The organism is Neptunomonas japonica DSM 18939 (assembly GCF_000422765.1).
Lineage (GTDB): Bacteria > Pseudomonadota > Gammaproteobacteria > Pseudomonadales > Balneatricaceae > Neptunomonas > Neptunomonas japonica.
The window spans coordinates 66,746-92,860 of sequence record NZ_KE383915.1 but is presented as its reverse complement, the minus strand read 5'-3'; the positions used below and the strand labels follow the sequence as shown (position 1 = coordinate 92,860).

At 41.9% G+C, this 26,115-nt stretch carries 26 protein-coding genes; 21 read left to right on the top strand and 5 right to left on the bottom strand.

The window, feature by feature from the left end:
- From G511_RS0118150 to G511_RS0118130, 5 genes are all read left to right on the top strand, one after another.
- The gene (locus tag G511_RS0118150) at window positions 1–3,183 is read left to right on the top strand and encodes an efflux RND transporter permease subunit (RefSeq protein WP_028470907.1); all 3,183 of its coding nucleotides are present in this window, start codon (window positions 1–3) and stop codon (window positions 3,181–3,183) included.
- Window positions 3,184–3,312: 129 nt separating this feature from the next.
- Window positions 3,313–4,512 (top strand): M48 family metallopeptidase, encoded by a 1,200-nt coding sequence (locus G511_RS0118145; protein ID WP_028470906.1) that lies wholly within the window; start codon window positions 3,313–3,315, stop codon window positions 4,510–4,512.
- 260 nt (window positions 4,513–4,772) lie between these two features.
- Window positions 4,773–5,474 (top strand): GNAT family N-acetyltransferase, encoded by a 702-nt coding sequence (locus G511_RS0118140; protein ID WP_028470905.1) that lies wholly within the window; start codon window positions 4,773–4,775, stop codon window positions 5,472–5,474.
- A 15-nt stretch (window positions 5,475–5,489) separates the two neighbouring features.
- Window positions 5,490–5,945 carry a GNAT family N-acetyltransferase gene (locus G511_RS0118135; RefSeq protein ID WP_036552423.1) on the top strand — a complete coding sequence of 152 codons (456 nt, stop codon included), beginning with the start codon at window positions 5,490–5,492 and terminating at the stop codon, window positions 5,943–5,945.
- 86 nt (window positions 5,946–6,031) lie between these two features.
- Window positions 6,032–6,985, top strand: a complete 954-nt coding sequence (locus tag G511_RS0118130; protein WP_084629157.1) for a DUF3179 domain-containing protein — start codon at window positions 6,032–6,034, stop codon at window positions 6,983–6,985.
- Between the two features lie 71 nt (window positions 6,986–7,056).
- Here the strand turns inward: G511_RS0118130 and G511_RS0118125 are convergent, their stop codons facing one another.
- Window positions 7,057–7,563, bottom strand: a complete 507-nt coding sequence (locus G511_RS0118125) for a disulfide bond formation protein B (RefSeq protein ID WP_028470902.1) — start codon at window positions 7,561–7,563, stop codon at window positions 7,057–7,059.
- 188 nt (window positions 7,564–7,751) lie between these two features.
- On the opposite strand from G511_RS0118125, the gene G511_RS0118120 reads away from it, so the two are divergent.
- A complete protein-coding gene (locus G511_RS0118120; RefSeq protein WP_028470901.1) occupies window positions 7,752–8,039 on the top strand; it encodes an antibiotic biosynthesis monooxygenase family protein in 288 nt (95 codons plus the stop codon).
- 318 nt (window positions 8,040–8,357) lie between these two features.
- Here the strand turns inward: G511_RS0118120 and G511_RS0118115 are convergent, their stop codons facing one another.
- Complete coding sequence (locus tag G511_RS0118115; RefSeq protein WP_028470900.1) at window positions 8,358–9,425, bottom strand: 3-deoxy-7-phosphoheptulonate synthase; 1,068 nt, start codon at window positions 9,423–9,425, stop codon at window positions 8,358–8,360.
- Window positions 9,426–9,718: 293 nt separating this feature from the next.
- Between G511_RS0118115 and dsbD the strand changes: the two genes are divergently transcribed.
- The 8 genes from dsbD to G511_RS0118075 all read left to right on the top strand — a co-directional run bounded on the left by dsbD (window position 9,719) and on the right by G511_RS0118075 (window position 17,097).
- Window positions 9,719–11,638, top strand: a complete 1,920-nt coding sequence (dsbD, locus tag G511_RS23345; RefSeq protein ID WP_425411412.1) for a protein-disulfide reductase DsbD — start codon at window positions 9,719–9,721, stop codon at window positions 11,636–11,638.
- Between the two features lie 34 nt (window positions 11,639–11,672).
- Entirely contained in the window at window positions 11,673–11,993 is a 321-nt protein-coding gene (locus G511_RS0118105; RefSeq protein WP_028470899.1) for a hypothetical protein, read from the top strand.
- Window positions 11,994–12,067: 74 nt separating this feature from the next.
- Window positions 12,068–12,568, top strand: a complete 501-nt coding sequence (locus tag G511_RS23340) for a DUF1499 domain-containing protein (RefSeq protein WP_051222214.1) — start codon at window positions 12,068–12,070, stop codon at window positions 12,566–12,568.
- A gap of 182 nt (window positions 12,569–12,750) precedes the next feature.
- A complete protein-coding gene (locus G511_RS0118095; RefSeq protein WP_084629156.1) occupies window positions 12,751–13,860 on the top strand; it encodes a high-affinity branched-chain amino acid ABC transporter substrate-binding protein in 1,110 nt (369 codons plus the stop codon).
- 221 nt (window positions 13,861–14,081) lie between these two features.
- Window positions 14,082–15,218 (top strand): fatty acid desaturase, encoded by a 1,137-nt coding sequence (locus tag G511_RS0118090; RefSeq protein WP_028470897.1) that lies wholly within the window; start codon window positions 14,082–14,084, stop codon window positions 15,216–15,218.
- A gap of 130 nt (window positions 15,219–15,348) precedes the next feature.
- Window positions 15,349–15,873 carry an NADPH-dependent FMN reductase gene (locus G511_RS0118085; protein WP_028470896.1) on the top strand — a complete coding sequence of 175 codons (525 nt, stop codon included), beginning with the start codon at window positions 15,349–15,351 and terminating at the stop codon, window positions 15,871–15,873.
- A gap of 217 nt (window positions 15,874–16,090) precedes the next feature.
- The gene (gene msrA, locus G511_RS0118080; RefSeq protein ID WP_028470895.1) at window positions 16,091–16,684 is read left to right on the top strand and encodes a peptide-methionine (S)-S-oxide reductase MsrA; all 594 of its coding nucleotides are present in this window, start codon (window positions 16,091–16,093) and stop codon (window positions 16,682–16,684) included.
- Between the two features lie 14 nt (window positions 16,685–16,698).
- The gene (locus G511_RS0118075) at window positions 16,699–17,097 is read left to right on the top strand and encodes a GFA family protein (protein ID WP_245574140.1); all 399 of its coding nucleotides are present in this window, start codon (window positions 16,699–16,701) and stop codon (window positions 17,095–17,097) included.
- Between the two features lie 28 nt (window positions 17,098–17,125).
- Here the strand turns inward: G511_RS0118075 and G511_RS0118070 are convergent, their stop codons facing one another.
- Genes G511_RS0118070 through G511_RS0118060 form a run of 3 tightly spaced genes read right to left on the bottom strand, consistent with a single transcriptional unit; the run spans window position 17,126 to window position 19,627 of the window.
- Window positions 17,126–17,986 carry a pirin family protein gene (locus G511_RS0118070; RefSeq protein ID WP_036552420.1) on the bottom strand — a complete coding sequence of 287 codons (861 nt, stop codon included), beginning with the start codon at window positions 17,984–17,986 and terminating at the stop codon, window positions 17,126–17,128.
- A complete protein-coding gene (locus G511_RS0118065) occupies window positions 17,983–18,975 on the bottom strand; it encodes a glutathione S-transferase family protein (protein WP_028470892.1) in 993 nt (330 codons plus the stop codon). The genes G511_RS0118070 and G511_RS0118065 overlap by 4 nt, the downstream gene beginning before the upstream one ends.
- 40 nt (window positions 18,976–19,015) lie before the next feature.
- On the bottom strand, window positions 19,016–19,627 hold the full coding sequence (locus G511_RS0118060; protein WP_028470891.1) for an FMN-dependent NADH-azoreductase: 612 nt from the start codon (window positions 19,625–19,627) through the stop codon (window positions 19,016–19,018).
- Window positions 19,628–19,753: 126 nt separating this feature from the next.
- Between G511_RS0118060 and G511_RS0118055 the strand changes: the two genes are divergently transcribed.
- The 7 genes from G511_RS0118055 (at window position 19,754) to G511_RS0118020 (ending at window position 26,107) form a co-directional block, all read left to right on the top strand.
- Window positions 19,754–20,665, top strand: a complete 912-nt coding sequence (locus G511_RS0118055; RefSeq protein WP_028470890.1) for a LysR family transcriptional regulator — start codon at window positions 19,754–19,756, stop codon at window positions 20,663–20,665.
- 8 nt (window positions 20,666–20,673) lie between these two features.
- Window positions 20,674–21,237, top strand: coding sequence for a methyltransferase domain-containing protein (locus tag G511_RS24020; RefSeq protein WP_051222212.1), 564 nt, complete (start codon window positions 20,674–20,676; stop codon window positions 21,235–21,237).
- 149 nt (window positions 21,238–21,386) lie between these two features.
- Window positions 21,387–22,769 carry an ATP-dependent RNA helicase DbpA gene (gene dbpA / locus G511_RS0118040; protein ID WP_028470889.1) on the top strand — a complete coding sequence of 461 codons (1,383 nt, stop codon included), beginning with the start codon at window positions 21,387–21,389 and terminating at the stop codon, window positions 22,767–22,769.
- A gap of 197 nt (window positions 22,770–22,966) precedes the next feature.
- Window positions 22,967–24,172, top strand: coding sequence for a Na+/H+ antiporter NhaA (gene nhaA / locus G511_RS0118035; RefSeq protein WP_028470888.1), 1,206 nt, complete (start codon window positions 22,967–22,969; stop codon window positions 24,170–24,172).
- Window positions 24,173–24,379: 207 nt separating this feature from the next.
- Entirely contained in the window at window positions 24,380–24,808 is a 429-nt protein-coding gene (locus G511_RS0118030) for a COG4315 family predicted lipoprotein (RefSeq protein WP_028470887.1), read from the top strand.
- Window positions 24,809–24,863: 55 nt separating this feature from the next.
- Window positions 24,864–25,394, top strand: a complete 531-nt coding sequence (locus G511_RS0118025) for an RNA polymerase sigma factor (protein WP_028470886.1) — start codon at window positions 24,864–24,866, stop codon at window positions 25,392–25,394.
- On the top strand, window positions 25,379–26,107 hold the full coding sequence (locus G511_RS0118020) for a hypothetical protein (protein ID WP_028470885.1): 729 nt from the start codon (window positions 25,379–25,381) through the stop codon (window positions 26,105–26,107). The genes G511_RS0118025 and G511_RS0118020 overlap by 16 nt, the downstream gene beginning before the upstream one ends.
- The last annotated feature ends 8 nt before the right edge of the window (window positions 26,108–26,115 follow it).

Here is a 26,115-nt window from a genome sequence, read left to right as displayed (position 1 = left end):
ATGGATAAACCTTTAGGTTTTTCTGGCGCCATAGCAAATCGCTTTATGCGCTCTCAACTTACTCCCTTGCTTGCATTAGTTGGTTTGCTCATGGGCGTTTTTGCCGCACTAGTGACGCCGCGTGAAGAAGAGCCGCAAATTAACGTCACCATGGCCAATGTCATGGTTCCTTTTCCTGGCGCTTCTGTTGCTGACGTTGAAGCGCTTGTTAGTACACCGTTAGAGCAGGTGCTGAGTGAAATCAAAGATATGGAGCATGTGTATTCTGTATCGAGTCCAGGGCTGGCTGTTCTCACCGTGCAATACAAGGTCGGTGTTGAGCGAACAGAGGCTCTAGTGCGGCTCTACAATGCTGTTTATTCAAATGTGGATTGGCGACCTGCTAATTTGGGCGTAGGTCCTATTATTGTTAAACCTAAAGGGATTGATGATGTTCCTATTGTTGCATTAACCCTGCACAGCACTGATATGTCCCGCGGAGCTTATGAGCTTCGGCAAGTAGCGCATGCCTTAGAAGCTGAACTTAAACGCGTACCTGGCACGCGAGATATAGAGACGATTGGCGGCCCTGAACAAGTAGTAGGTGTTCTGTTGGATCCGCAGAAAATGGCAGCACGTAATATTTCAATTGTTGAGCTTAAAGAAGCGCTAATGATGAGTAATATTGCTGTAAAAGCAGGTGCTTTTGTTGGCGATAATAAACATACACCGGTTACTGCAGGCACTTTTTTTTCGACACGTGATGACCTCATCGAACTGGTTGTCGGCATGGTCGATGGTAGGCCTGTGTATTTGCAAGATATTGCTGAGATCAAACAATTTGCAGCTGAAAATAAGCAGTACGTGTGGTTTGCAGAAAAGGGCGCTAAGGCAAATCAACCTGCTGTCACGTTAACCGTCAGTAAAAAGCCAGGTGAGAATGCGGTAGATATTGCCAATCATGTTTTGGAAAGAGTGAAGCATCTAAAGGGTCACGTAATACCGCAAGGTGTTGAGGTTACGATAACCCGGAACTACGGAAAAACGGCTAATGATAAAGCCAATAAATTAATTCAAAAGCTTATATTTGCGACCTTGTCAGTGATTGCTCTGGTTTTTTTAGCGTTGGGGCGACGTGAGGCAATTGTTGTCGGAGCCGCTGTTATACTGACATTAATGGTGACACTTTTTGCGTCATGGGCGTGGGGTTTTACCTTAAACCGTGTTTCGTTATTTGCACTTATCTTCTCTATAGGGATTCTGGTCGACGATGCCATTGTTGTTGTTGAAAACATTCACCGCCATATGGCGTTAGATGAGAAAACTCTGCTTGAAGCGATCCCTATCGCTGTAGATGAAGTCGGCGGGCCGACGATTCTGGCGACATTTACTGTTATTGCAGCATTATTACCAATGGCGTTCGTCAGCGGCTTAATGGGGCCTTATATGAGCCCTATACCTATTAATGCATCAATGGGGATGCTGTTGTCTTTGATTATAGCTTTCACGTTTACCCCTTGGCTTTGTTACAAACTTCTTAAGCATAATGTCAGCACACAGCAAAACCATACATCAGTTAAAACTAGTGATAAGGCCCATGTAGCCGAATCGAGATTGTATGGTATTTTTAAACGATTAATGACACCATTTTTAGGTACGGGTAAACGATTAAACCGCTATTTACTCGGTTTTTCATTGATAGGCCTAATTGCAGGGGCTATTGGTTTAGGTGTTGTGCAGCTAGTTATCTTAAAAATGTTGCCCTTTGATAATAAAAGTGAGTTTCAAGTGGTTGTTGATATGCCTGAGGGTACGACACTTGAACAGACCAACCGGGTGCTGTTTGAGTTGGCTAGCTCGCTGCTTAATGTTGATGAAGTAGAAAATATTCAAGCTTATGCGGGTACCGCTTCACCGATTGGGTTTAATGGGCTAGTTCGCCAATACTATTTACGCCAAGCTGCTAACCAAGGTGACCTTCAGGTTAATCTCGCTGATAAAACACAACGCGATCGTTCGAGTCATGATATTGCCCTCTCTGTACGTCCGCAGTTAACAAAAATTGCTGAGCAGTTTTCTGCATCGGTTAAAGTGATTGAAGTGCCGCCGGGTCCGCCTGTAATGGCGCCACTCGTAGCTGAGGTTTATGGGCCTGATTATAAAGGGCAAATTGCGAAAGCACGCGAGCTTGAAGCCTTATTTAAGAAAACCAGCGGCTTAGTTGATATAGATACGAGTATTGAAGTAAACGCAGATAGAGTTGTATTTGAAATAGACCGTAGTAAAGCTGCGCGATTAGGCATTAATCAAGCGGATGTTGTCTCAAGCATTGCTGCAGCGTTGGACGGGGAGGATGTTACTTATCTTCATACGGGGCATGCGAAATATCCTATACCGGTTCGGTTAGAGTTGCCTATTGCAGGTAAGGCTGATGCCAATGCTCTATTGGATATTAAGTTGAGGAGCCGTTCAGGTAAATTAATACCTCTATCGGAAGTTGTGATAGTTCAGAGCAGAGTATGGGAAAAAAATATCTATCATAAAGATTTGTTGCCTGTTGTGTATATTACGGGTGACATGGCTGGCCAGCAGGATAGTCCTCTCTATGGCATGTTTGATATGGTGGGGCAGATTGAGGCAATGGGACAAGCATTCATTAGTCAGCCTGAACATCAATACGACTATTCCGTCAAATGGGATGGTGAGTGGCAAATCACTTATGAGACATTTCGTGACATGGGCGCCGCTTACTCTGTAGGCTTGATTCTTATTTATTTGTTAGTCGTGGCGCAGTTTGGCTCATATATGGTTCCGCTCGTGATCATGGCACCCATTCCACTCACCATGATAGGTATTATGCCGGGGCACGCACTGTTAAATTCGCAGTTTACGGCAACATCAATGATTGGGATGATTGCATTGGCAGGTATTATTGTACGTAACTCAATATTGCTGGTGGACTTTATTAATCACCTGATAGCGCGCGGAATAGCGCTAGAAGAAGCGGTTGTTAGCGCCGCCAGCGTTAGAGCTAAACCCATTATATTAACGGCTGTGGCGGCGATGATGGGCGCATTCTTTATATTGGATGATCCGATTTTTAATGGCTTGGCAGTTAGTTTGATTTTTGGTTTGTTGGTTTCTACCTTGTTGACCTTGGTAGTTATTCCTCTGTTGTATTACAGCTTGTTGCGCCGTCGATAAGCGAGAAACTACTTCTTTATCAAGCATCTGCTTTACGTTCATCTTTATTACTTTAGTATAGAGGGAAATGAAAGTGCAGCATTTATCAAAATGTTGCACTCGTCCTCACACTAAAAAAGAATAATCATAATGAATGCAGACGCGATTCGCTCACAACATGATTTGGCACTAGCAGCTCATTTAATGCAAGCGCCAGAAGTTATCGCCATTAATAAAAAAATTGCTCAGGCACAAGCTCAAGGAGTTAATGGAGTAAGACGGAAGTTACTTTCTACGTCGGTTAGATTAAGCCCTGCTATGGCGCCTAGTCTTACACGTATAGCTAAGGATTGTATTGCTAAACTAGGTGTGGACTTGCCAGTTGAACTTTACGCTTATTCAAGCCCTCACTTTAATGCTGCCTGTGTAAAACCTGAGGAAGGGCGCTTGTTTATCATGTTTTCTTCAAGTCTTTTAGATAGCTTTGATGAAGAAGAACTGCGTTTTGTGATGGGGCACGAGCTCGGGCATTTCATTTATGGGCATCATGATATTCCTGTGGGTCATCTGCTAAAAGGTGGGACGCCTATATCGCCAGATTTAGCATTAAAACTCACGAGTTGGTCGCGTTTTGCTGAAATCTCAGCTGATCGCGCCGGTGCTTTTTGTACTCACAATTTACACGCCGTTGCTCGGTCTCTATTTAAGCTATCTTCTGGTGTGACAAGCTCAGTAGTGCGTTTTAATTTGGGTGACTTCCTTAAACAGATGGATGATATGCAGCTAGAGGATGGCGCTCCTGGGGCTGGTGCTCCAATGGAAGATTGGTTTATGACGCATCCGTTTAGCCCGCTTCGTGTGAAAGCCTTGCAATTATTTCATCATTCACAGCATATGATACCTATGGGTGTGAATGTTGAGACGTTAGAACTGGGTGTAGAAGGCATTATGGCTTTAATGGAGCCTAGCTATTTGGAGTCTAAAACGGATGCTTCATTAGCAATGCGGCATTTACTATTTGCTGGATGTTTATTGGTTGCCAATGCCAATGGAGATATTTCTAAAGAAGAGATAGCCATTTTTGAGCAATTCTTTGGCCAGTATAAATACAAAGAAAACTTCAATCTTGAAAAATTACGTGAAGAGCTGCCTAAACGTGTTGACCAAGTGGTTAAATACAATGCCTTACCAAAACGTATGCAAGTATTGAGAGATTTATGCGTCATGGCAAAGGCTGAAAATAAAGCTCATCATGCTGAGATTGTTGTATTACGTGAGATTGCTCATCGACTCGAAGTACCAGCCTTTTTTATTGAGCAGTTATTAAATGAGAACCCAGAACTAGACTGATAGCGCAAAAATGAGCGCTCTGTATGAGAGCGCTATTATCTTGCTTATTAAAGCGCATCTTTATTTTTCTAATAAGGGTGCTATTTCTTTAAAAGTGGTACTGTTAAATAGCCAATTATTGGGTCTGTTCTTGATCCAGTTATGTTCCTATTCTATATCTTAATCGAACTTGTCTCGTGTAGAGCTTGCTATCTTTAAATAGCTGGCTTTCGCGGTGGGTTTATTACTTATGTGTATGCGCAAAAAAAGGTAGATCCGATATGGAAATACGTACGAATGAATTAGGCCAGCCATTAGGCGATAAACTTGACCATTGGCAGCCGTGTGCTTTGCCTGAACGTATGGTTATTAACGGTAAGTATTGTCGGCTTGAGCCGTTGGATCCTGCTTTGCATGCAGAGCAACTGTATGAGGCTTTTATTGAAGATACGCAAGAAGCTAATTGGACCTACTTGCCATACGGGCCTTTTAAAAAATTTGCTGATTTTAAAGTATGGCTAGATGCTATCTGTGAAGGTGATGATCCTCTTTTCTTTTCTGTTATTGATAACACGTCTTCTTTTGCCATTGGTTTAGCTAGCTTTTTACGTATTGATCCTTTGAATGGTGTGATCGAAGTAGGGCATATACATTTTTCACCGAAGCTTCAAAAAACAGTGTTGGCAACTGAAGCAATGTATTTAATGATGAGGCATGTATTTGATGAGTTGGGTTATAGGCGTTATGAATGGAAATGTGACTCATGTAATCAAGGTTCTAAAAAATCAGCGCTTCGTTTGGGTTTTAAGTTTGAAGGGATATTTCGTCAAGCGACTATCTATAAAGGGCGTAACCGCGATACGGCCTGGTTTTCTATTTTGGATAAAGAATGGCCTGCGTTAAAACTCGCTTTTGAACATTGGTTAGATACTGCGAATTTTGATGAGCAAGGGCTTCAAAAGCGTTCTTTACAAGACTGTTAAAAAGGGAAAAATGATATGCAAAGCTCAATATCAGTTGCGCCGTTAAATGTTGAAGATAGAGATCAATGGGAGACGCTATACAAAAACTATGCTCTTTTTTATGAAGTACCGATGGATCAACCTATCTTAGATACAGTTTGGTCGTGGATTTTTGATGAAAATAAACAATTCTTCGCATTGATAGCAAAAGATGATCAGGGGCATGCGTTGGGATTGATGCATTTTCGAGAAATGCCATCACCTTTGCGTGGTAAATCGGTAGGGTTCCTCGATGATTTGTATGTTGATTCTAGCGTACGTGGAGAAGGTGTTGTTGAGCAGCTTTTTAGTGGGCTTAGTGCTTCAGCCAAAGAACATAGCTGGCCGCATGTTAGATGGATTACTGCTGAGAATAATTATCGGGCACGTGCGGTTTATGACAAGTTAGCAAGTAAAACGTACTGGCAAACGTATCAGCTAATATGTGATTGAGGTTTCTTTTCTAACTCTATTTCTTGAAAACTGAATTATTATTTTATCTGATACTCAAAAGGCTAATAACATCGTGGAGCTTCAGTATGATGCGTATTAGCCTTGCCCCTTTTATTTTTGCTATGTTCCTAATACTGGCGTGTGTCAGTTTTTTCTCAGCGCCCGCTCTAGCAAATAATGGTTTTGATTTAACCCGTTCATCTATTCCAGCAGAAAAGATACTACCCGGAGGCCCTATTAAAGATGGCATCCCTTCAATTGACTCACCCCAATTTATTTCTGTTGAGCAGGTCAGTTGGCTAAAGGGAGATGACCAAGTACTCAGTTTGAGTATCAATGGTGTGACACGAGCCTACCCCATTGCTATTTTAAACTGGCATGAAATTGTAAATGACAATATCTCAGGCTCGCCTGTGGTGGTGAGTTACTGTCCTCTGTGTGGCACTGGCATGGCGTTCTCTGCGAAGGTTGATGGCAGGGTATTAGAGTTTGGTGTGTCTGGGCTTTTATATAACAGTGATGTATTGCTTTATGACCGGCAAACTCAATCATTGTGGTCGCAGTTAATGACAGAGTCAGTAAGTGGGCCGATGCAAGGGTCCAAGTTGCAGATGCTAGTATTGCACCAGATGACGTGGGTGGCTTGGCAAAAACGTTATAGCGATGGTCAGGTGTTGAGCCGTGACACTGGCCATATACGTGACTATTCGAGAAGCCCGTATGCTCAGTATGATGGTATCTCTAGAATCTATTTTCCTGTTGAATTTTTAAGTAGGGCTTACCACCCCAAAGAACGGGTATTGGGGGTGGAAGTCGCGGGAAAATTTAAAGCGTACCCTTTTGCTGAACTGGCAAAACATGGTGATAATCGTATTGCAGATAAATTTAATGGTGTTGATTTAGAGATTCAGTTTGATGCGCTTTCACGTACAGGAGAAATTCGCTTGCAAGCGGGAGGTGTACCTCAACCAGCTGTTAATGCGTTTTGGTTTGCTTGGTATACCTTCCACCCTGATACGCAAGTATTTGTCTTGCCGTAGAGCAAGCTATCTCCCTTTCGCAACGCAGTGGGTTGCGAGGGGGAGGTGGGCGGACAATTAAAGGGGGAGGATTAGCGTTTTGATAGACTTGTTAGCAGCATTAATAACATCACAATCAATAGCCCAGCGGATAGTACAATTAAGCCTTCGGCCATAGTGATGCCAAATAGTAACTCTGGAGTGTAGCCACAGGCTTCCCAAGGCTCGAATGCATATGGTATCCACTTGTCTAGCGCTAGCCACGAAGGAAAGCCCGAGCTTAGCGTGCAGCTTCCATCAACAAAGCCTCGCTCGATTCCTAGAGTTGTATAAGCTCGCTCTAGCATACCTATAGAAAATGCAAGAGCGACTAGGTTAGATATAATGAGTCCCAAGCGTGTTTTACGCAGTATAAAACCAATAATAGAGATAATTAATAGCGCAAACACCCACGCACGAATATGTACACAAAGTACGCAGGGGCCATAATCTAATACGTATTGGTAATAAAGAGCGATAGATTCCATGCTAATACAAAGAACAATCATCGCTAGCCAGAATAGGGCAGAGCGGTTAATACATCGAAAAACAGAAAGCATGTAAAATAGATCCTTCTAAGAGGCTGAGATAATATAGGACGACTAAATATAAAAAAAGTTTAACAGATACGACAGAATAGATGAAAGTTGAGGCCTGTATAGTTAATTACTCAAGGTTTTATATGTTTTATGGCCTTGAATGACCTACTAACACTTAGATTAGATAATTACACCGAGGTATTTTGATTGTGTATGTAGTCATATTTCGTGCAAAAACACGCGAGTTAGATAGTGAATATTTTTCTGTTGCCAATAAAATGCGAGATATAGCAATAGAGCAATTTGGCTGTATAGAATTTACAGCAGTAACAGAAGGCGCCAATGAGATTGCATTATCCTACTGGCCTAATGAGGAAAGTATTCGCGCTTGGAAATCGCATGCTGAACATAAGATAGCGCAGCAGCTGGGCCGTGAGCGTTGGTATGAGTCGTATACTGTGCAAGTCGCACATATTTCGCGTGAGTATTCGTTTTAAGTTAAGACGTGTTAGCAATGGAGCTTCAGACATGGCTGGTCTACTTAATAGCCGTTACCTGTTTGTCTCTTTTTTCGGGGCCGAATGGATTATTGGCGCTAATTTTTTCAGTTATAGAGTTTGTTGTTGAATATTTTGTGGCACGAATTTTATATCGTGTAAAGCCGTGGTTAGTGAAGTAAGGAAAGCGCTTCAATCAATGTTGTGCTGGGAAGTTTGTAGCAATCGGTGTTGCATTGCCATTATCTCGTTAGTTGAGCCTATACACTAAAAAGGGCTCGGCTTGGTTAAGCGGAGCCCTTTAGGTAGTGGTGTGTTCTATCGTTTTGCTAGTGCGTCTTTTAGCTTTTTGTTCATCTCTAGCAAGCACTTTTCAGTTGCTGGCCAGTCGATACAAGCATCAGTAACAGATACGCCGTATTTAAGATCGTCCAAGTTTTCAGGAATAGACTGATTGCCCCACTCAAGGTTGGACTCAATCATCAAACCGACAATTGATTTATTACCTTCAAGAATCTGATTTGCAGCATTTTCAGCAACCAGTGGTTGCAGGGCGGCATCTTTACTTGAATTGGCATGACTACAATCAATCATAATGTTTTTCTTAAGGCCTGATTTTTCTAGTGCCTGTTCACACATAGCAACATTCACTGAATCATAGTTAGGTTTGCCGTCACCGCCACGAAGAACAATATGCCCGTACTGGTTACCTTTAGTACGGATGATTGACACCTGGCCGTCGGGATTTATACCTAAAAAATTGTGCGGATGTTGGACAGAGTTTAGTGCGTTTGTCGCAACGGTTAGGCCGCCGTCAGTACCATTTTTGAAGCCAACAGCGCATGAAAGACCCGAAGACATTTCACGGTGTGTCTGGGACTCAGTTGTGCGAGCACCAATAGCAGACCATGAAATCAGATCCTGCATATATTGTGGAGAGATTGGATCTAGAGCTTCAGTAGCTAACGGGAGCCCCATTTCAGAGAGGTCTAACATTAACTTACGCGCAATATGTAGCCCTTCTTCGATATCGAAAGAGTCATTTAGGTGCGGGTCGTTGATTAAGCCTTTCCAGCCAACTGTTGTACGTGGTTTTTCAAAATAAACACGCATGACTATATATATAGAATCTTTAACTTGTTCCGATAGTTCTTTAAGTCGCTTACCGTACTCAATTGCAGCATCAACATCATGAATAGAGCATGGGCCGATCACAACGAAAAGGCGTTTGTCTGTCCCGTCTAAAATATCACGAATGACTTTACGGCCATTCATAACAGCCACTGCAGCAGCTTCACTGATCGGTAATTTGTTTTTAAGGTCTTCGGGTGTGATCAGGACCGAATGGGATTCGATATTAAGGTTTTCTACGCGGTTATCAGTCATGGTACATTTTTCCTGAAGCAGTTCAGTACAAGCCGATATCTTGGCCGTACAGCATAATCATAAGTACGCATCTTTTTACCATAAAGTCATGACTTATATAAGGGTTTTTACAGGCTACTTGTCTCAAAACCTAAAAGGATATGACCAAAGAGTAGTGTTACAATGTTAATTAAATGTTGTCGTATGTTTTCTGCTCAGGAATAATTTAGTTTCTAAATCATCCTCTTAAAGCGAACTCAACTGATCACCTGTAGTCCATAGCATATTAAATGACAATTCAGGAGTGCCTCAGGGTGCCGAGCGCAATAAAAATAGTAATTAAAACCCTCACAATTATTTGTGTTCTGGCGATGAGTGTTTCATTTGCCAATGCCGGGTTTTTCGATAAGAAAAGTTCAGCAGGGCAGGCAGGCGATGGCCCTTTACCCGTTGAGAAAGCATACATCTTTGTGCCTGAAGTAGGTGATAATGGTCAGGTTTTTTTACGTTGGGATATTCCAGATGACTATTATTTATATCGAGATCGTATAAAAGTTGTTCCCTCTAAAACGCTAGAAATTATTAGTCATATCAACGGTGCAACAGATACAAAAGATGATCCTTTATTTGGTACCGTTGAGGTGTTTCATAAAAGTGCAGATGTCACCTTACAAGTTCGCAGCGTAACAGGAACCCCAACTGACGGAAGCTTGAAAATCACCTATCAGGGGTGTTGGGAAGGAGGCATCTGTTATCCGCCAGTAACTACAGATTTGGCGCTTACTAATATTCCAGCCGAGATTGTGAAAATAGCGTCTATACCCGCTGATGCTTCTTCTGAAACAGTATCTGAAAATAGTCGTTCCTTGGGGCAGGCTAATAATGGTGTCTCTCAAGTAGCGCTTAATAGTCAGGCTGGGTTTTTGAGTGAACAGGATCAATTTGCTAGTCTTATTTCGGGCGATAATCTGTTACTTACGCTAGGGGCTTTTTTCTTGGCAGGTTTGGCTTTGTCGTTAACGCCATGTGTGTTTCCTATGATTCCTATTATCTCCAGCATTATTGCAGGGCACGGTCATAGAATAACGACACGAAGGGCGATGTTTTTGTCGATGGTATATGTGCTGGCTGTGTCTGTTACTTATACTGTGGCTGGCGTCCTAGCTGGCTTGTTTGGCGAAAATTTACAAGCGGCTTTTCAGAACGCGTGGATTATTGGTTTTTTCAGCCTGGTATTTGTCATGCTTTCGTTGTCTATGTTTGGCTTTTATGAGCTTCAGTTGCCAAATGCATGGCAAAGCAAATTGAATAAAACTAGCCATCATCAACAAGGCGGAACGGTAACCGGCGTTGCCGTTATGGGGCTGTTATCAGCGCTGATTGTTGGTCCATGTATGGCAGCGCCTTTAGCCGGTGCTCTTATTTATATAGGCCAGACCGGAGACCCTGTTATGGGTGGACTTGCCTTGTTCACACTAAGTATGGGAATGGGAGTTCCGATTTTGTTGATAGGTGCCTCTGCAGGGAAACTATTACCTAAAGCTGGGCGTTGGATGGATTCTATCAAAGCCGGGTTTGGTGTGGCTTTGTTATTGATGGCTGTGTGGATGCTCGACCGTGTAGTGCCCGTATCCGTCACCATGACTTTGACAGCGATCATCCTTATTATTGCTGCAATATATATGCGGGCTGTTGATGGAATTCCACCTGATGCCAAGGGTTGGTTAAAGCTATGGAAAGGTGTTGGAGTAATGCTATTACTCTATGGGTCGGCTTTATTGGTTGGAGTGTTCTCAGGTGGTAACAGTTTAATTTATCCGCTAAAAGGCTTAGCTTCTAATTCTTCTGCTAATTCTCAAGTTAATAAATTAAGCTTTGTTACAGTGACATCAATAAGTGAATTAGAGCCACTTTTAAAGCAAGCGAAAATAACCGGTAAGCCTGTCATGTTGGATTTTTATGCTGATTGGTGTATTTCGTGTATTGAGCTTGAGCATGTCACTTTTGCCGATGCGAAAGTACAGCAAGCGCTATCTGGCTTTGTGCGCATTAAGGTTGATGTGACAGCGAATGATGCTGATTCCAAATCACTTAATAAAGCCTATAAGGTCATTGGTCCTCCGGCGCTTATTTTTTATAATCAATCGGGTGTGCTACGCTCGGAGCTGACATTAATTGGTGTTATAGATCCATCTGACTTCGTTAGTCATTTGACAAGGCTAACAGGGTCATAAAAATAAGAATGGCTGCGGGCCACAGGGAGGAAATATGAAAATAAGTTCTTTAAGCGTTGCTTTGATATTGAGCTCATCGTCGGTGTTTGCGGGTAATGCCGATAGCGGGTTAGAGCTGTATCAAGAAGTAGAGATAGAGCGAACTATCAGCGGTGAGCAGTATACTGATGCTAATTGCGAAACCTGTCATGGCACTGAGATTTATCAGCGTGAAGACCGTAAAGCTACCACCTATGCAAAACTTGAAAGTAGAGTTGAAGGGTGCAATACCAACCTTGATGTAGGCTGGTTCCCTGAAGATGTTAGCGATGTGGCCGCTTATTTGAACCGTGAATATTATAAATTTGCAAAGTAGTTTTGTGTGCTGATGGGAAGCCATCAGCCTCTTTTAAATCAGCAGCTATATGTCAGCGATAAGGATGTTACACGATGAAACTTTTATTAACGTTAATCGTTGTAGTTATCTCTGCAGTTATTATCGGTTTCTTTGTATTAAGTTATCTTACGAAAAACAACCAGCCACTCGGATTGGTAGATACTAAGTTGGCTGCGTGCATACAGAAGCCCAATTGTGTATGTAGTGAATACCCTGAAGATACGTCACATTTCATACAGCCTATTGATTTGAGTGAAGCAGGTGTGCGTGCAAACTTATCTTCAGTAGAGATTATTTCAACAATAAAAGAAGTGATCACCGATGCGGGTGGTAGGCTTCAAGAAAATCAAGGGCTTCATTCAGATTCATTGTATTTAGCAGCTACCTTTCACTCTTCTTTATTTGGTTTTATTGATGATGTTGAAACACGTTATGATCCGAAAAATAACCTACTACATTTTCGCTCGGCTTCACGGGCAGGCTATAGTGATTTAGGGGTTAATCGAAAAAGGGTTATGCAGCTAAGTGATGCCATCGTACGCCGTTTACAATAAACACTGGTGATACTTCAGATTCTAATAATCAAAGAGAATTGCGTTAAATCAGTGCTTTTTACTCGTTATAAGTACATTATCCTTTGCGTTGATTGAATCATTTAACTGGGAAGCCACAAGCATCCTAATTAATAATGTAAGCAGGCACTATCCGCCTGCTTATCACGCTTTAGGAAACCATCATGAAGCTAATAAAAAAACTCTCTATAACTGTATTACTTGCAGCAATGAGCCTACCTGCTCAATCGAGTGATGTGCTCAAAATAGGTATTGCTGGGCCGTTCTCTGGTCCGGTTTCACCGTATGGGCAGATGCAATTACAGGGTGCTTACGCTGCAATTGAAATGCTGAACAAAGCGGGTGGTGTTAACGGTCATTTAATTAAAGTAATAGAGTACGATGATGCGTGTGAGCCCAAGCAAGCTGTTTCTGTGGCAAATCGTGTCATTAAAGATGGTGTTAAGTATGTTGTTGGGCACCTTTGTTCTAGCTCGACCCAGCCGGCTACCGATGTTTATCAGGATGAAGATGTATTAGTAATTACTGGTTCAACTAATCCAGGCATTACCCGACGTGGTTATCAAAATGTATTCCGCACTATTGGTTTGGATTCTGAGCAGGGGAAAACTGCTGCTGGTTATATCTCTGAGATAGTTAAACCCCAGCGTGTTGCTATTATTCACGATAAGCAACAGTACGGGAAAGGCGTTGCGACAATAGTGCGAAACCACTTGCTAACTAATGGCATTAATATAGTGAGTACAGATGGCGTAAACCATGGCGAAAAAGATTTTTCTGCGTTGATAGGCAAGCTTAAGCGGCATAATGTTGATTTTGTCTATTATGGTGGTTATCACCCGGAATTAGCGCTTATTATGCGCCAAGCAAAAGATGTTGGTTTTAACCCCGTTTATATGGGACCAGAAGGTCTCGGTAATAAAGATATTGCTTATCTTGCAGGTGAGGCTGTTGAAGGCTTACTTGTAACACTGCCAGAGCGTTATGACCTGATGGACAAAAACCATGGGGTTGTTGAGTTACTAAAGAATAAAGGCGTTGATCCTAAAGGCCCTTTTATCTGGACAAGCTATGCTGCTGTTCAAGCGTTTGCAGATGCCATTCAACGTGTAGGTATGCAAGATACTCAGAAAGTAGCTGCCGCTTTGCGAGCGGAGACTATTGATACCGTCATTGGTCCTATCAGTTGGGACGATAAGGGTGATCTTAATGGTTTTTATTTTGGCGTTTATCAGTGGCATGCAGATGGAACAGGAACGCTTATTCGTAAATAGATAAGCATTGTTATTTGCCCAGTATTTTAAGAGTGAACAAGAGGCGCCGCATGTATTTAGCGTGTGGCGTTAACTAACCTTCTCCCTACTACTTATCTTTTGATTTTCTTGAGCTTTTACTGTTTTTTTACAAGATTAAAATGTATTTTCTATAGAGTTATATATAATTTAAATCTTTGTGTTAAATAATAAAAAATTGCAGGTATACTCGGAGAGTTATTATGGATGAATATAAAAATGTTGGAGGGGACTTTTCGACCAATGCGCATCGGTTTGATAATTATCCTTTTATTTTTTTATGGGTTCTTTTTTCGGGAAAAGAAATATTAAATAGAAAACGTTTATTTATTCCTAACGGTTCTACACATTTTATTATGGCGATGCTTTATTTGATAGTAGGTATTTTAGGTGTGTATGCTTTTACTATTAATAATAACATTGCACTTTTACTTGTTTCATTATTATCTCTGGTGGCTGGTTCTCGTTATATGATTACCACAAATATTCATATGATGTCTCATGGTGTCTTTTTCAAAAATAGAAAGCTAGATTTTTTATTTGGGGAATTACTGACGACGGTATTTTTTGTGCAGAGCTGTCAGTATTATCGAATGGATCATCTAAAGCACCACGGAAAGCATTTTGGCTCTTTAGAAGATTGTGATGCTCAAAGAGTGATTGATCTAGGTTTTGACCCAGGAAAGAGCAAGGCACAGTTATGGGTTCATCTTTTGCTATTATGCATAAGCCCAGTTTTTCATTATCAGTCATTGAAAAGTCGATTTATAGATAACTTTTTCCACAGTACTAATGTGAGAAAAGTGATGAGTGTTTTGTGGGTCTTGGTTTTATGTTCGGTGGCTGTGTATGCGGGATTTTGGCTGGTGTTTTGGGCATATATAGTCCCGATGCTGTTGCTTTGTCAGATAGCTGCATTGCTTCAATTAATCTGTGAGCATATCTGGATTCCAACTACACTCACTTCAAAACAAAGCCATATTCAACTAACAAATGGCCGTTATTGTGGGACGCCATTTCCTGAGAATAGCTCTAATATTGGGCTTTATGTCTTTGATTGTTTTTTATGGATATTACGTAATGTTCTTATTGAGTTACCGGTGCGTATTGCTGTTTTTCAAGGCACTGTACCATCGCATGACTGGCATCATAGGTTCTGTGGAAGTAAGCAGTGGGCAGATAGTGCGATGCAACGAGAAATACATATTCATAAACAAATAACAGAGACAGGAAAATCAACATACACAGAGATATGGGGCACCATTGAAATCATTGATAATGTGTTTTCTCATATAAGCCAATCAGATTCCTATGCCGTGAAATCATATGAGCTTGGTTAGCTCGATGTGATTGTTTAATATACGATCAAGGATATGCCAGTGAGATTAATCTTATTAGTGCGATTTAGGTCGTGTATTACACTTTATGTAACCACTAGTGTTTCTACCCTTTAATAAAGATGAGTACATTATGAAAATAGTAGCTTTTGCCGCCAGTAGTAGTAAAAAATCCATTAATAAAAAATTAGTCGCTTATGCGAGTAGCTTGATTGAATCAAGCCATGTTGATGTTTTAGATTTGAACGATTACGAGCTCCCTTTGTTTAGTGAAGATAAAGAAACTGAACTGGGTAAGCCGGCTTTAGCGCAGGCGTTTTTAGAAAAAATTGCTGGTTGTGATGCTTTGGTCATCTCTTTTGCAGAGCACAATGGCTCTTACAGTGCGGCGTACAAAAATCTATTTGATTGGTGTTCTCGTATTAATCCGAAGGTTTTTCAGAATAAATCTATGGTGCTTTTATCTACCTCTCCAGGTGCAAGAGGGGGAGCGGGCGTGTTAGCTCAGGCGCTGAATTCAGCTCCATTTTTTGCGGGTGAAGTAAAAGCGAGTTGCTCAGTGCCAAGTTTTTATGAGAATTTTGATATGGAAAAATCATCTATCAATAATGAAGAAATAAAATTGGCGTTGCAGTCAGCGATGGCTAAATTGGTCTGATATCGAGAGCTATTTAACGAAAAGGTTACGGGAGATCGTTATGCCTGCAGGTTTTAAGACTCAAGAAGTTGAATCAGTACAAAATGAGTGATGCTTTATAACCCAGTGCTATTACTTTTGTCACTGGGGTTGTAACAATTCAAGCAAACTGTTGTCCGAATCACTATATCGTTAGATGTTGCGGTTTTTTGTAAAGAACTTTGCTGAGAGATGTTACATGAAGAATAAATTGATGTTACTTGCTGTTGTTGCGGGCCTGCTTTCTTATGGCGCAAATGTTTATGCAGATAAAGCCGTTTTAGCAGGCGGCTGCTTTTGGTGTATGGAATCTGACTTTGAAAAGCTAGAGGGTGTGTCTGAAGTTGTTTCTGGCTTTACTGGCGGAACACTTAAAAACCCAACGTATAATGGTAATCATAAAGGCCACTACGAGGCCGTTGAGATTACCTATGATCCAAAGAAAGTGACTTATAAAGAGCTGCTAGCGCATTACTGGGTTAATGTTGATCCATTTGATTCGCGAGGGCAGTTTTGCGATAAAGGGCCGAGTTATCTGAGCGCTATTTTTGTAGCTAGTAGTACTGAAAGAGCACTGGCTGAAGCTTCAAGAAAAGAAGTTGTAGCGCAGTTTCCAGAACAAACCGTAGTGACACCAATTTTAGATGCATCTACCTTTTACCCTATTCATGGAAGAGAGAGCTATCATCAGGATTACTACAAAAACAATCCTCTTCGATATAAGGCGTACCGTTGGAACTGCGGTCGTGATAAGCGCTTAAAAGCAATTTGGGGTGATAAAGCAACCCATTAATAAGGAGCAAAGCAATGGCGATGAAAGGAAGCTGTTTATGCAAGGCGGTAGTGTACGAAGTTGATTCGCTGGATATGCCGATAAGTCATTGCCATTGCTCTACGTGTCAAAAAGCGCATGCTGCAGCATTTGTAGCCACAGCAGGCGTAATGAGAGAACATTTTAGATGGATTAGAGGCGAAGAGGTGAGGGCCTCTTTTGAATCATCTAAAGGAAAACACCGACATTTCTGCTCTCAGTGTGGCTCCCACCTTATGGCTGAGCGAGAGGGTGCTCCTCATGTGATTCTTCGTGTGGCAACCTTAGATAATGATCCAGGCGTAAAGCCGCAGTCCCATATCTGGCTATCGCATGATAAATCATGGTTGGAATATAAAGATGTTCCAGCCTATGAAGAGTGGCAAACGGATTAGCTGCGAGCTTGATATTATTGGTTAATTGCTAATTTGTTAGTGTATTGTTTTGGTAATCTTCAATTGCTTGATCAACTTCCTTCATAGTATTCATCACAAATGGGCCATATTGCGCGATAGGTTCGCCTATTGCCTTGCCTGCTATTAACAACATCCTTGCCCCCATTTCTGCTGCGTGAATAGTAACGTTGTTTCCTGAGCCTAAAATGGCTGCGTTATTCTTGCTTAGCGCTTGTTTGTTGATTCCTGCTTGGCCTTCAAACAGATAAATGAAGGTACTTAAGCTGCTGCTAACAGGTAGGCTCAGGTGCTCGCCTTTTGGTATGTGAATATCAAGGTAGGTAACTTGTGTGCTACCCGCAGCAATAGGCCCAGTAGCAAGCTTATCTTCTAACTGATATTCGCCAGCAATGACTTTAAGAGTGCTGCCATTATTAAGTGTTATGACCGGTACTTCTTGAGGTTCTATATTCTGGTAAGCGGCCGGTTTCATTTTTTCGCTGGCCGGTAAGTTAATCCATAATTGAAAGCCGCGCATTAAGCCTTCTGTCATTTGAGGGCGCTCTTCGTGAATAACGCCTCGGCCAGCGGTCATCCATTGAACACCACCTGTACGCAAGTCTCCTTCATTGCCCATGTGATCTTTATGGATCATGTGGCCATCTAACATGTAGGTGACGGTTTCAAAGCCGCGGTGTGGATGAGGAGGGAAGCCTGCAATGTAGTCGTCAGGGTTGGCAGATGAAAAAGCATCGAGCATCAAAAAAGGGTCAATACGTGAGGCTGCGTTTTTTCCTACACTACGTTTAAGTTTTACACCTGCACCATCTTGGCTATCAACGGCCGGAATAATACGTGCAATCGTTCTTTGTTGTGTTGAGGTGCTCATAGGATATCCCTCCGGTGGGGGGCGTTGAGGTCAAGCTCTGGTCCAACAGGAATGATGCCTGTTGGATTAATCATTTTGTGGCTGGTGAAGTAGTGCTGTTTGATATGATCAAAGCAGACGGTTTCTGCAATGCCATTTATTTGATAGATATCTCTTACGTATCCAGAAAGTGCCGGGTAGTCGGCAATACGCTTACGGTCGCATTTAAAGTGGCTTACATAGACAGGATCAAACCGTATGAGTGTTGTAAATAGACGTATGTCTGCTTCTGTTAGCTGCTTGCCTATTAAATATCGTTGTGTGCTAAGGCGTTCATTTAAATCATCAAGCGCGGCAAATAACAGCGTTACTGCGTTATCGTATGCTTGTTGGCTGGTGGCAAAACCGGCGCGATAAACGCCGTTGTTAACGCTCTCATATATCCAGTTGTTTAGCTGATTAATTTCAGAGCGAAGGGCAGGAGGGTAGTAGTCTGTCTGTATTGCGCCCACGTCATTAAAAGCACTGTTGAACATACGTATTATTTCTGATGATTCATTACTAACAATGCGCTGCTGTTGCTTATCCCAGAGAATAGGTACCGTTACTCGGCCGCTATAATTGGCTTGCTCATGCGTGTAAAGCTGATAAAGATAATCGGATGAGAGTTGCGAGTCTCCTGTTGTTGTCGCTGTATCATTAGTAAAGGTCCAACCGTTGTCTTGCATTAATGGATGGACAATATCAACGCTAACAATATTCTCTAATCCTTTTAACGCTCGCATAATTAATGTGCGGTGTGCCCAAGGGCATGCTAAAGAAACATACAAGTGATAACGTCCCGCTTCTGCTATAAAAGGGGTATCAGTATTTGTATTATCTGTATTTTTTTCTGAGCTAGGTTTGGCAATCCAATGTCGGAACTGCGACTCATGGCGAATAAACTCGCCATCATTAGTTTTAGTGTCATACCACTGATCGTGCCATTGGCCATTAATTAACAGTCCCATCAGATTACTCCTCGCTATTTCTTGTAAAGTTTAATGCTGCTTAATTTACAGCGGCACTAATTTGAGTTTTAGCAGCAGCTAAGGAGTTTTCAGCAACGGCACCCATATTAAGGCCTTCTGCATAGATGGTATCGATACTGCTGAGGCCGATAAAATTAAGAAATTGCGTCATAAATGGAACCTGAAAATCTATGCCCGAATCACGATACATGCCACCACGTGTTGCAAATAGGTAAACAGGTTTGTCTTCCAATAAGCCAACTGGGCCAGTATCAGTATATTTAAACGTGATTCCAGCGCGTGCAATGTGATCCAGATAAGCCTTCATCTGTGATGGAATACCAAAATTGTACATGGGCACACCGATAACGATTATGTCAGCTTCGCGGATTTCATTAATCAGCGTATCAGAGTGGCATGCTATGGTTTGCTGCTCTACAGTTCTCTCGGCTTCAGGTGTCATGAAAGCCGTTATGATAGAAGCATCAAGGTGAGAAGTGCTGTTGCTAATGACATCACGCACAACTACTTGGCCGTTACTTTTTTCAGTGCCCTGTTTGTTTTGCCATTGTTCAATAAACTCAGTTGCTAGCAGATTAGATTTTCCATCTTCACCAAAAAGGCTGCTCTTGATATGTAGTAGTGTTGTCATTCGGGTATACCTATTTATTTTTACATTAAAAGTGTTTTGTTTAATGGAATTGATTTTATATTCATTAAAAAGATTATAAATAGGTATAATTAGCGCATTATTATCTAAAAAATAGATGTGAATGAGATGAATACACTCGTTACCTTAGAGCAGTGGCAAGCTTTAGTGGCTGTTGTCGATAATGGTGGCTATGCGATGGCGGCTGAATCAATGGGAAAAAGTCAGTCATCTATTAGTTATGCCATTCAAAAACTTGAAACTAGCCTAAGCATCCAAGCGTTTAAGATTGAGGGGCGTAAAGCGGCACTGACTCCCGCCGGCAGGACCTTATATCGGCGTGCTAAAGTATTGTTAGAAGAAGCGCAGCAAATGGAGTCTATGGCCCAGCAGTTTTCTTCGGGTATAGAAGCTGAAATAAAAATAGTGGTTGATACCTTGTTCCCTCAATGGGTGTTATTGGATGCAATACAAGATTTCATGACTGAAAACCCAATGACAAGAATTGAGCTAAAAGAAACGGTATTAAGCGGATCTGATGAAGCTTTAATCAATAAAGAAGCTGATATTGTTATTAGTGGTTATGTACCGCCAGGGTTTTTAGGAGATCCTTTAATGCAAGTGACTTTTCATGCAGTTGCCGCTCCAAATCATCCTCTACACCAGTTAAACCGTACTCTAGATTATCAAGACTTACGTTTGCATAGGCAGCTGGTGGTGAAGGATTCGGGAAGTCGTGGTACAGACTCAGGTTGGCTGGGAGCGCAGCAACGTTTGACACTCAGCCATATAGGTACCTCTATACGGAGTGCTGTAATCGGGCTTGGCTATGCTTGGTATCCTGCATTAAAGATCAAGAATGAGTTAGATAGTGGAAAGTTAAAGGCACTGCCTTTAGCGTCAGGCTCAGAGCGCTCGGTTGAGCTTTATCTTATTTACCGTGAAGGTAGTTATGCTGGGCCTGCTACCCTGCAGCTAGGAGCCTTGATTAATCAGAAAGTAAAACAAGTATATGCCTTTGCAAACTCGCAAATATCATAAGGGTTGATATGTCATCAGTACGTGAAAAATGGAATCGCCGTTACGCAGAAAAAACAGGAGCACTTGCATCTGTACCTGGTGCAATAACAGAGGGGTGGCAGCAACTAAAACCCGGTACAGTATTAGACTTGGCGTCAGGCGATGGAGGTTCTTCTTTATTTTTAGCGCAGCAAGGCTTTGCGGTTACTGCTGTAGATATCGCTGAAGAAGGGCTAAAACGCTTAGCAATCAGTGCGAAAGCGCAGCAATTAACGATACGTACACTCCAATGTGACCTTGATGATGTGCTTGCATTAAAACAATTAGGCCAGTACGACAATATAGTGATCAATCGTTTTAGGCCGTCGCCGGCGTTGTTTTCTTGCTTACCTGACTTACTTACTTTGCAAGGTAAGTTAATGCTCAATAGTTTTAATGTGCGACAGCATCAAGAGAAAGGCTTCTCTGAACGTTTTTGTTTACTACCCGGTGAATATCTAGAAGTGGCAGCTAATTTTCGTGTTGAATATTACCGTTCATTAGAGCGCGATGGTGATTTTATGGATGAGTATTTATTCGTGCGTGATGCCTAGTGTGTTAAGTGTTGTGTTTTACACCAAATAAATAGAGTTACTTGGCGTAAAGCAGCGTTTATAAATCAGCGTAATAGCCGTAGATCTGCTATTATGTGCGCCTTTTTGGTCATCTTTACTTTGAAACAGACCACGTACAGGACAACACATTGAGCTCTCTAGATTTTTCGACCCTAAAATTAAAACCTGCGCTACTTCAAAACTTGGATTCTATTGGTTATACATCAATGACGCCAATCCAAGAGCAAAGCTTGCCACATATCTTGGCGGGTAAGGATGTTATTGCTCAGGGGAAAACAGGTTCAGGTAAAACCGCTGCTTTTGTTTTAGGGATGCTAGAAAAGCTGAATGTTAAGCGTTTTAGAATTCAGGCGTTGGTACTTTGCCCTACACGTGAGCTAGCTGATCAAGTCGCTAAAGAAGTGCGCACACTGGCACGTACTATCCATAATATCAAAGTGCTAACACTGTGTGGTGGTACTCCCTTAGGCCCGCAGATCGGCTCGCTAGAGCATGGCGCGCATATTATTGTGGGCACACCTGGGCGTATTGAAGACCATATTAATCGCAAAACACTTAACCTGGAACATGTCGAAACACTGGTGCTGGATGAAGCGGATCGTATGCTCGAGATGGGGTTTCAGGATGCGCTGGATGCTGTGATTGATCAGATTCCTTTGGAGCGCCAAACCTTATTATTTAGTGCAACATTCCCTAAAAAAATCGAGTCGATTGCTAAACGCATAATGACTGAACCTGAGATGGTTCAAGTAACCTCTACTCATGATGACTCAAGTATTAAGCAGCACCTATTTAAAGTGAAAGATGATGCCGAGCGTATGCTTGCTTTACGCTTGCTTCTACTGAAAAACCGCCCAGAATCGACTGTAGTCTTTTGTAATACGCGTATTGAGACACAAGAGGTTGCAAATGAGCTTTGTAATTATGGGTTTAGTGCTGTTGCGCTTCATGGTGACTTAGAACAACGAGATCGTGACCAAACATTAGTTCGTTTTGCCAATAAAAGTGTTTCGATATTGGTTGCCACGGATGTTGCATCACGAGGCTTAGATATTGAGGCGCTTGATGCCGTCATCAATTACCAAATTGCTCGTGATATTGAGGTTTATGTCCACAGGATTGGCCGTACTGGACGTGCTGGGCGTAAGGGCTTAGCGTGCACTTTATTTAGTGATAATGAAACCCATAGGGTTGCGCGCTTAGAAGATTACATAGGACAGCGCATTACTGTTGAGTCCTTACCTTCTGATAGTGCGTTGGATAAACCTGTTTTCAAACCAGAAATGTCGACCATACAGATTGATGGTGGTAAAAAGCAAAAAATCAGAGCGGGCGATATTCTGGGCGCGCTAACCGGTGAAAATGGGATTGATGGTAAGCAGGTTGGTAAAATCCAGATTATGGATAATAAATCGTATGTTGCGGTTCAGCAGGATGTAGCAAAAGCAGCATTGAAAAAGATCAGTGAAGGAAAAATGAAAGGTCGTTCATACCGCGCTAGACGCCTCTAAGCGCATGAGCTTGCTGGTTAGCCATAGTAAACTACTGAACTAAAGTTAATTTTCTTTATCTAATTCGAACAGCTAAATGAGGGTGGTTGAATATAACTACCCTCATTCGGTTATACATATCTAACAGATAATATGCCTAGATTTTCTTGAAGGCTATTTTTGTTAGCGATGGTAGGTGTTTGAAAGTAAAGGAAGTTATGCCGAATTATCCAGATTTATTGACGCATGGTTCATCTTTATCTAGTTTTTTTAAATTAGAATCAGCCGGTGGCATTACCTTGATGCTAGCTGCTGTGTTCGCCATGATATTAGCTAACAGCCCCTATCAAAACTATTACGACCTTTTAATATCGACCCCTGTTGAAATCAGAGTCGGCGCTCTGCATATAGCAAAACCATTACTCTTATGGGTTAACGATGGCCTCATGGCCATTTTCTTTTTTCTGGTTGGGTTGGAGCTCAAGCGTGAGTTAATTGAAGGCGAGCTTGCCGATAAATGCAACATCATCTTGCCTGGTATTGGTGCGATTGGGGGGATGGCTGTTCCTGCCCTTATTTATACTTTTTTTAATATAGGCGACACAACCGCAATGAAAGGCTGGGCTATTCCAGCAGCAACAGATATTGCATTCGCATTAGGTATTCTGACTTTATTAGGTTCCAGAGTACCGATTAGTATTAAGATTTTCTTAACATCATTAGCCATTTTTGATGATGTGGGTGCAATTCTTATAATCGCCATTTTCTATACTGATAATATTTCAGGTATAGCGTTGTTAATTGTTATCGCTTGCTTGCCTTTATTAGCGATCTTCAACAAACAGGGTGTTGAGTCCAAAACAGCTTTTATTCTAATTGGTATTATTATGTGGGTGGCTATGTTGAAATCTGGGATTCATGCTACCTTGTCCGGCGTAATAGTGGCTATGTTTGTTCCCATGAAGTCTCGCCCTAATAGTGATTATTCCCCGCTAAAAAGTATGGAGCATGATTTGCACTTTGCCGTCGCTTTCTTTATTTTGCCTATCTTTGCATTTGCTAATGCGGGTATTAATTTTACCGGTATAGGCTCAGCACAAGTCATGCACTCTGTTCCACTGGGAATAGCGTTGGGGCTATTTCTTGGTAAACAAATTGGTGTTTTTGGATGTTGCTGGTTGGCTATTAAGCTTAATTGGACCCGTTTACCAAAGGGCATGTCATGGAGTGGCCTATATGGAACAGCCGTTCTTTGTGGTGTGGGTTTTACGATGAGTTTGTTTATCGGTTCGCTCGCATTTGATGAAACAGTAATAAACCAGCTGTTTGATCAGCGTATTGGAATTATTCTAGGTTCTCTTGTTTCAGGCATTGTTGGTTTTGCAGTTCTTAATCATTGCCTACCCGCGAAAAAGCGCGTTTAACGCTTACCATTATTTATAAGCCTCTTGTCCATAGGATGAGGGTCTTTTTGTATATGGGAAAGACTTTGCATGCTAGCTAAGCGTCGGAGTTGTGTTGTCATTGTTTGCGAGTTACAGCAATATAAAAATAAATACTTTGCATCCAAAAGTACTCCTTCATTCGTTTCTATATTGAAGATCATATTTTATATACGAAGGAGTTAACGAATGATTAAGCAACAATTGGCCGGTGCTGCAATTATATCCATGAGTTTGTTGGTTGTAGGGTGTGCTAATGCGTACCAAAGCAGTGATGAAAGCCAGAGCTACTCTTCCTCTAAAGTGGGTGTTATTACACAGCAGACATCAGCAGGAAGTATATTGGCAGATACGCAAGGGATGACCTTGTATACTTTTGATAAAGACTCTCAGGGTGTTTCTAAATGTTACGGGCCATGTGAGCAAAAATGGCCACCTTTGCAGAGCAAGTCTGAGATTGATGCAAAGGTCTTCTCAACTGTAGCGCGCAAAGATGGGTCATTACAGGTACGTTATAAAAATCAGCCTCTCTACTTATGGGTTGGTGATAAAAAGCCAGGAGATACCACAGGTGATGGTATTAAAGGTGTTTGGCATATTGTCCCGGTAGCAAAGTAATTTTATAGGCGAGTGGGCATAGCCCACTTGCCATTTTTGATACGAAGGAAACACTGTGAGCTGGAATCACGAAGTAGATATTCTGATGGCTCAGGTGAAGCTCAAGCATTCACCCGCTTTTAAAAAGCTATACGAGCACACCAGCAGCAAGCTTTATGGCTTACTCATTAAGATGCTAGGCGATAAAGAGCTAGCGGCTGATGTGCTTCAAGATGCTTATATAAAAATTTGGCAAAATGCCGCTCAGCACAACCCATCCATGGGGGAGGCGTGGCCGTGGTTATGCCAAGTGACTCGAAATACGGCGCTGGATAAGCTGCGCCAGATGAAGCGTTACCCGCTTAGCCTTGAAGATATTGAGTGGGTTGAAGAAATCCAAGAGAGTAATCATCTTTGGCAAGACAGTTATGACATGCGGCGCTGTTTAGGAAAGCTAAAACAAGAGCCTCGTCAGGCCATTATCCTTTCGTACATTTATGGTTTGACTCACAAAGAGTTATCAGATCAGTTTAAGCAGCCTTTAGGGACACTAAAATCGTGGATCAGGCGTGGTATGAAGGAGCTTGAAGCATGTCTGAATACATGAGATATCGCCGCAAAGATATTCAGGAACACTTAGCGCAACAGTACGTGCTAGGGCATTTGTCGAGTCGTGTTAAAAAGCGAGTGGAGGTTTTAATTAAACATGATCAAGAGTTTGAAAAAGTCGTGTATAAATGGCAAGCACACCTGGCTACGCTAATGCACTCAGTTGCCGATGAAAACCCTCCTCAGCGTGTATGGAAGGCCATAGAGAGACAAACCGAGCAGGTATCATCGCCTTCTAGTTGGTTGGCCTCAATATGGCGTTATGCTGGTGTTGTATCTTTTGTAATGTTCTGTGCTGTGAGTTTATTGCTATGGCAGCAATTACAAGAGCCTGTAGTGTCGCATCAGAATACGCCGGGTTATCTCGCTGTGATGAGCACACCTGAACAGCCTCAAACAACGGCTTTTGTGTTAACGGCTTACCAAGGTAAAAAACCGGGTCAGTCTGTTTTGAGGTTGCAGTGGGAGCAGTCGCAGTCTGAGCAAGAACGCGCCCAGTTTAATCAGGATGAATTACTGCTGTGGTCTATTGAGCGTGACACAGGAAATCGCTTTGAAATAGGGCGTTTATCTTCCTTAACAGCAGATAACGTATTAACGAAAGAAGCGTGGATGAAGATAAAAAACAGTGCCGAACTACAGATTAGCTTAGGCGGAAAAATTGTCTATCAAGGGCAGTGTTTACAGTTGGAACAGTGGCAAGAAAGTTAGTTTCTGGG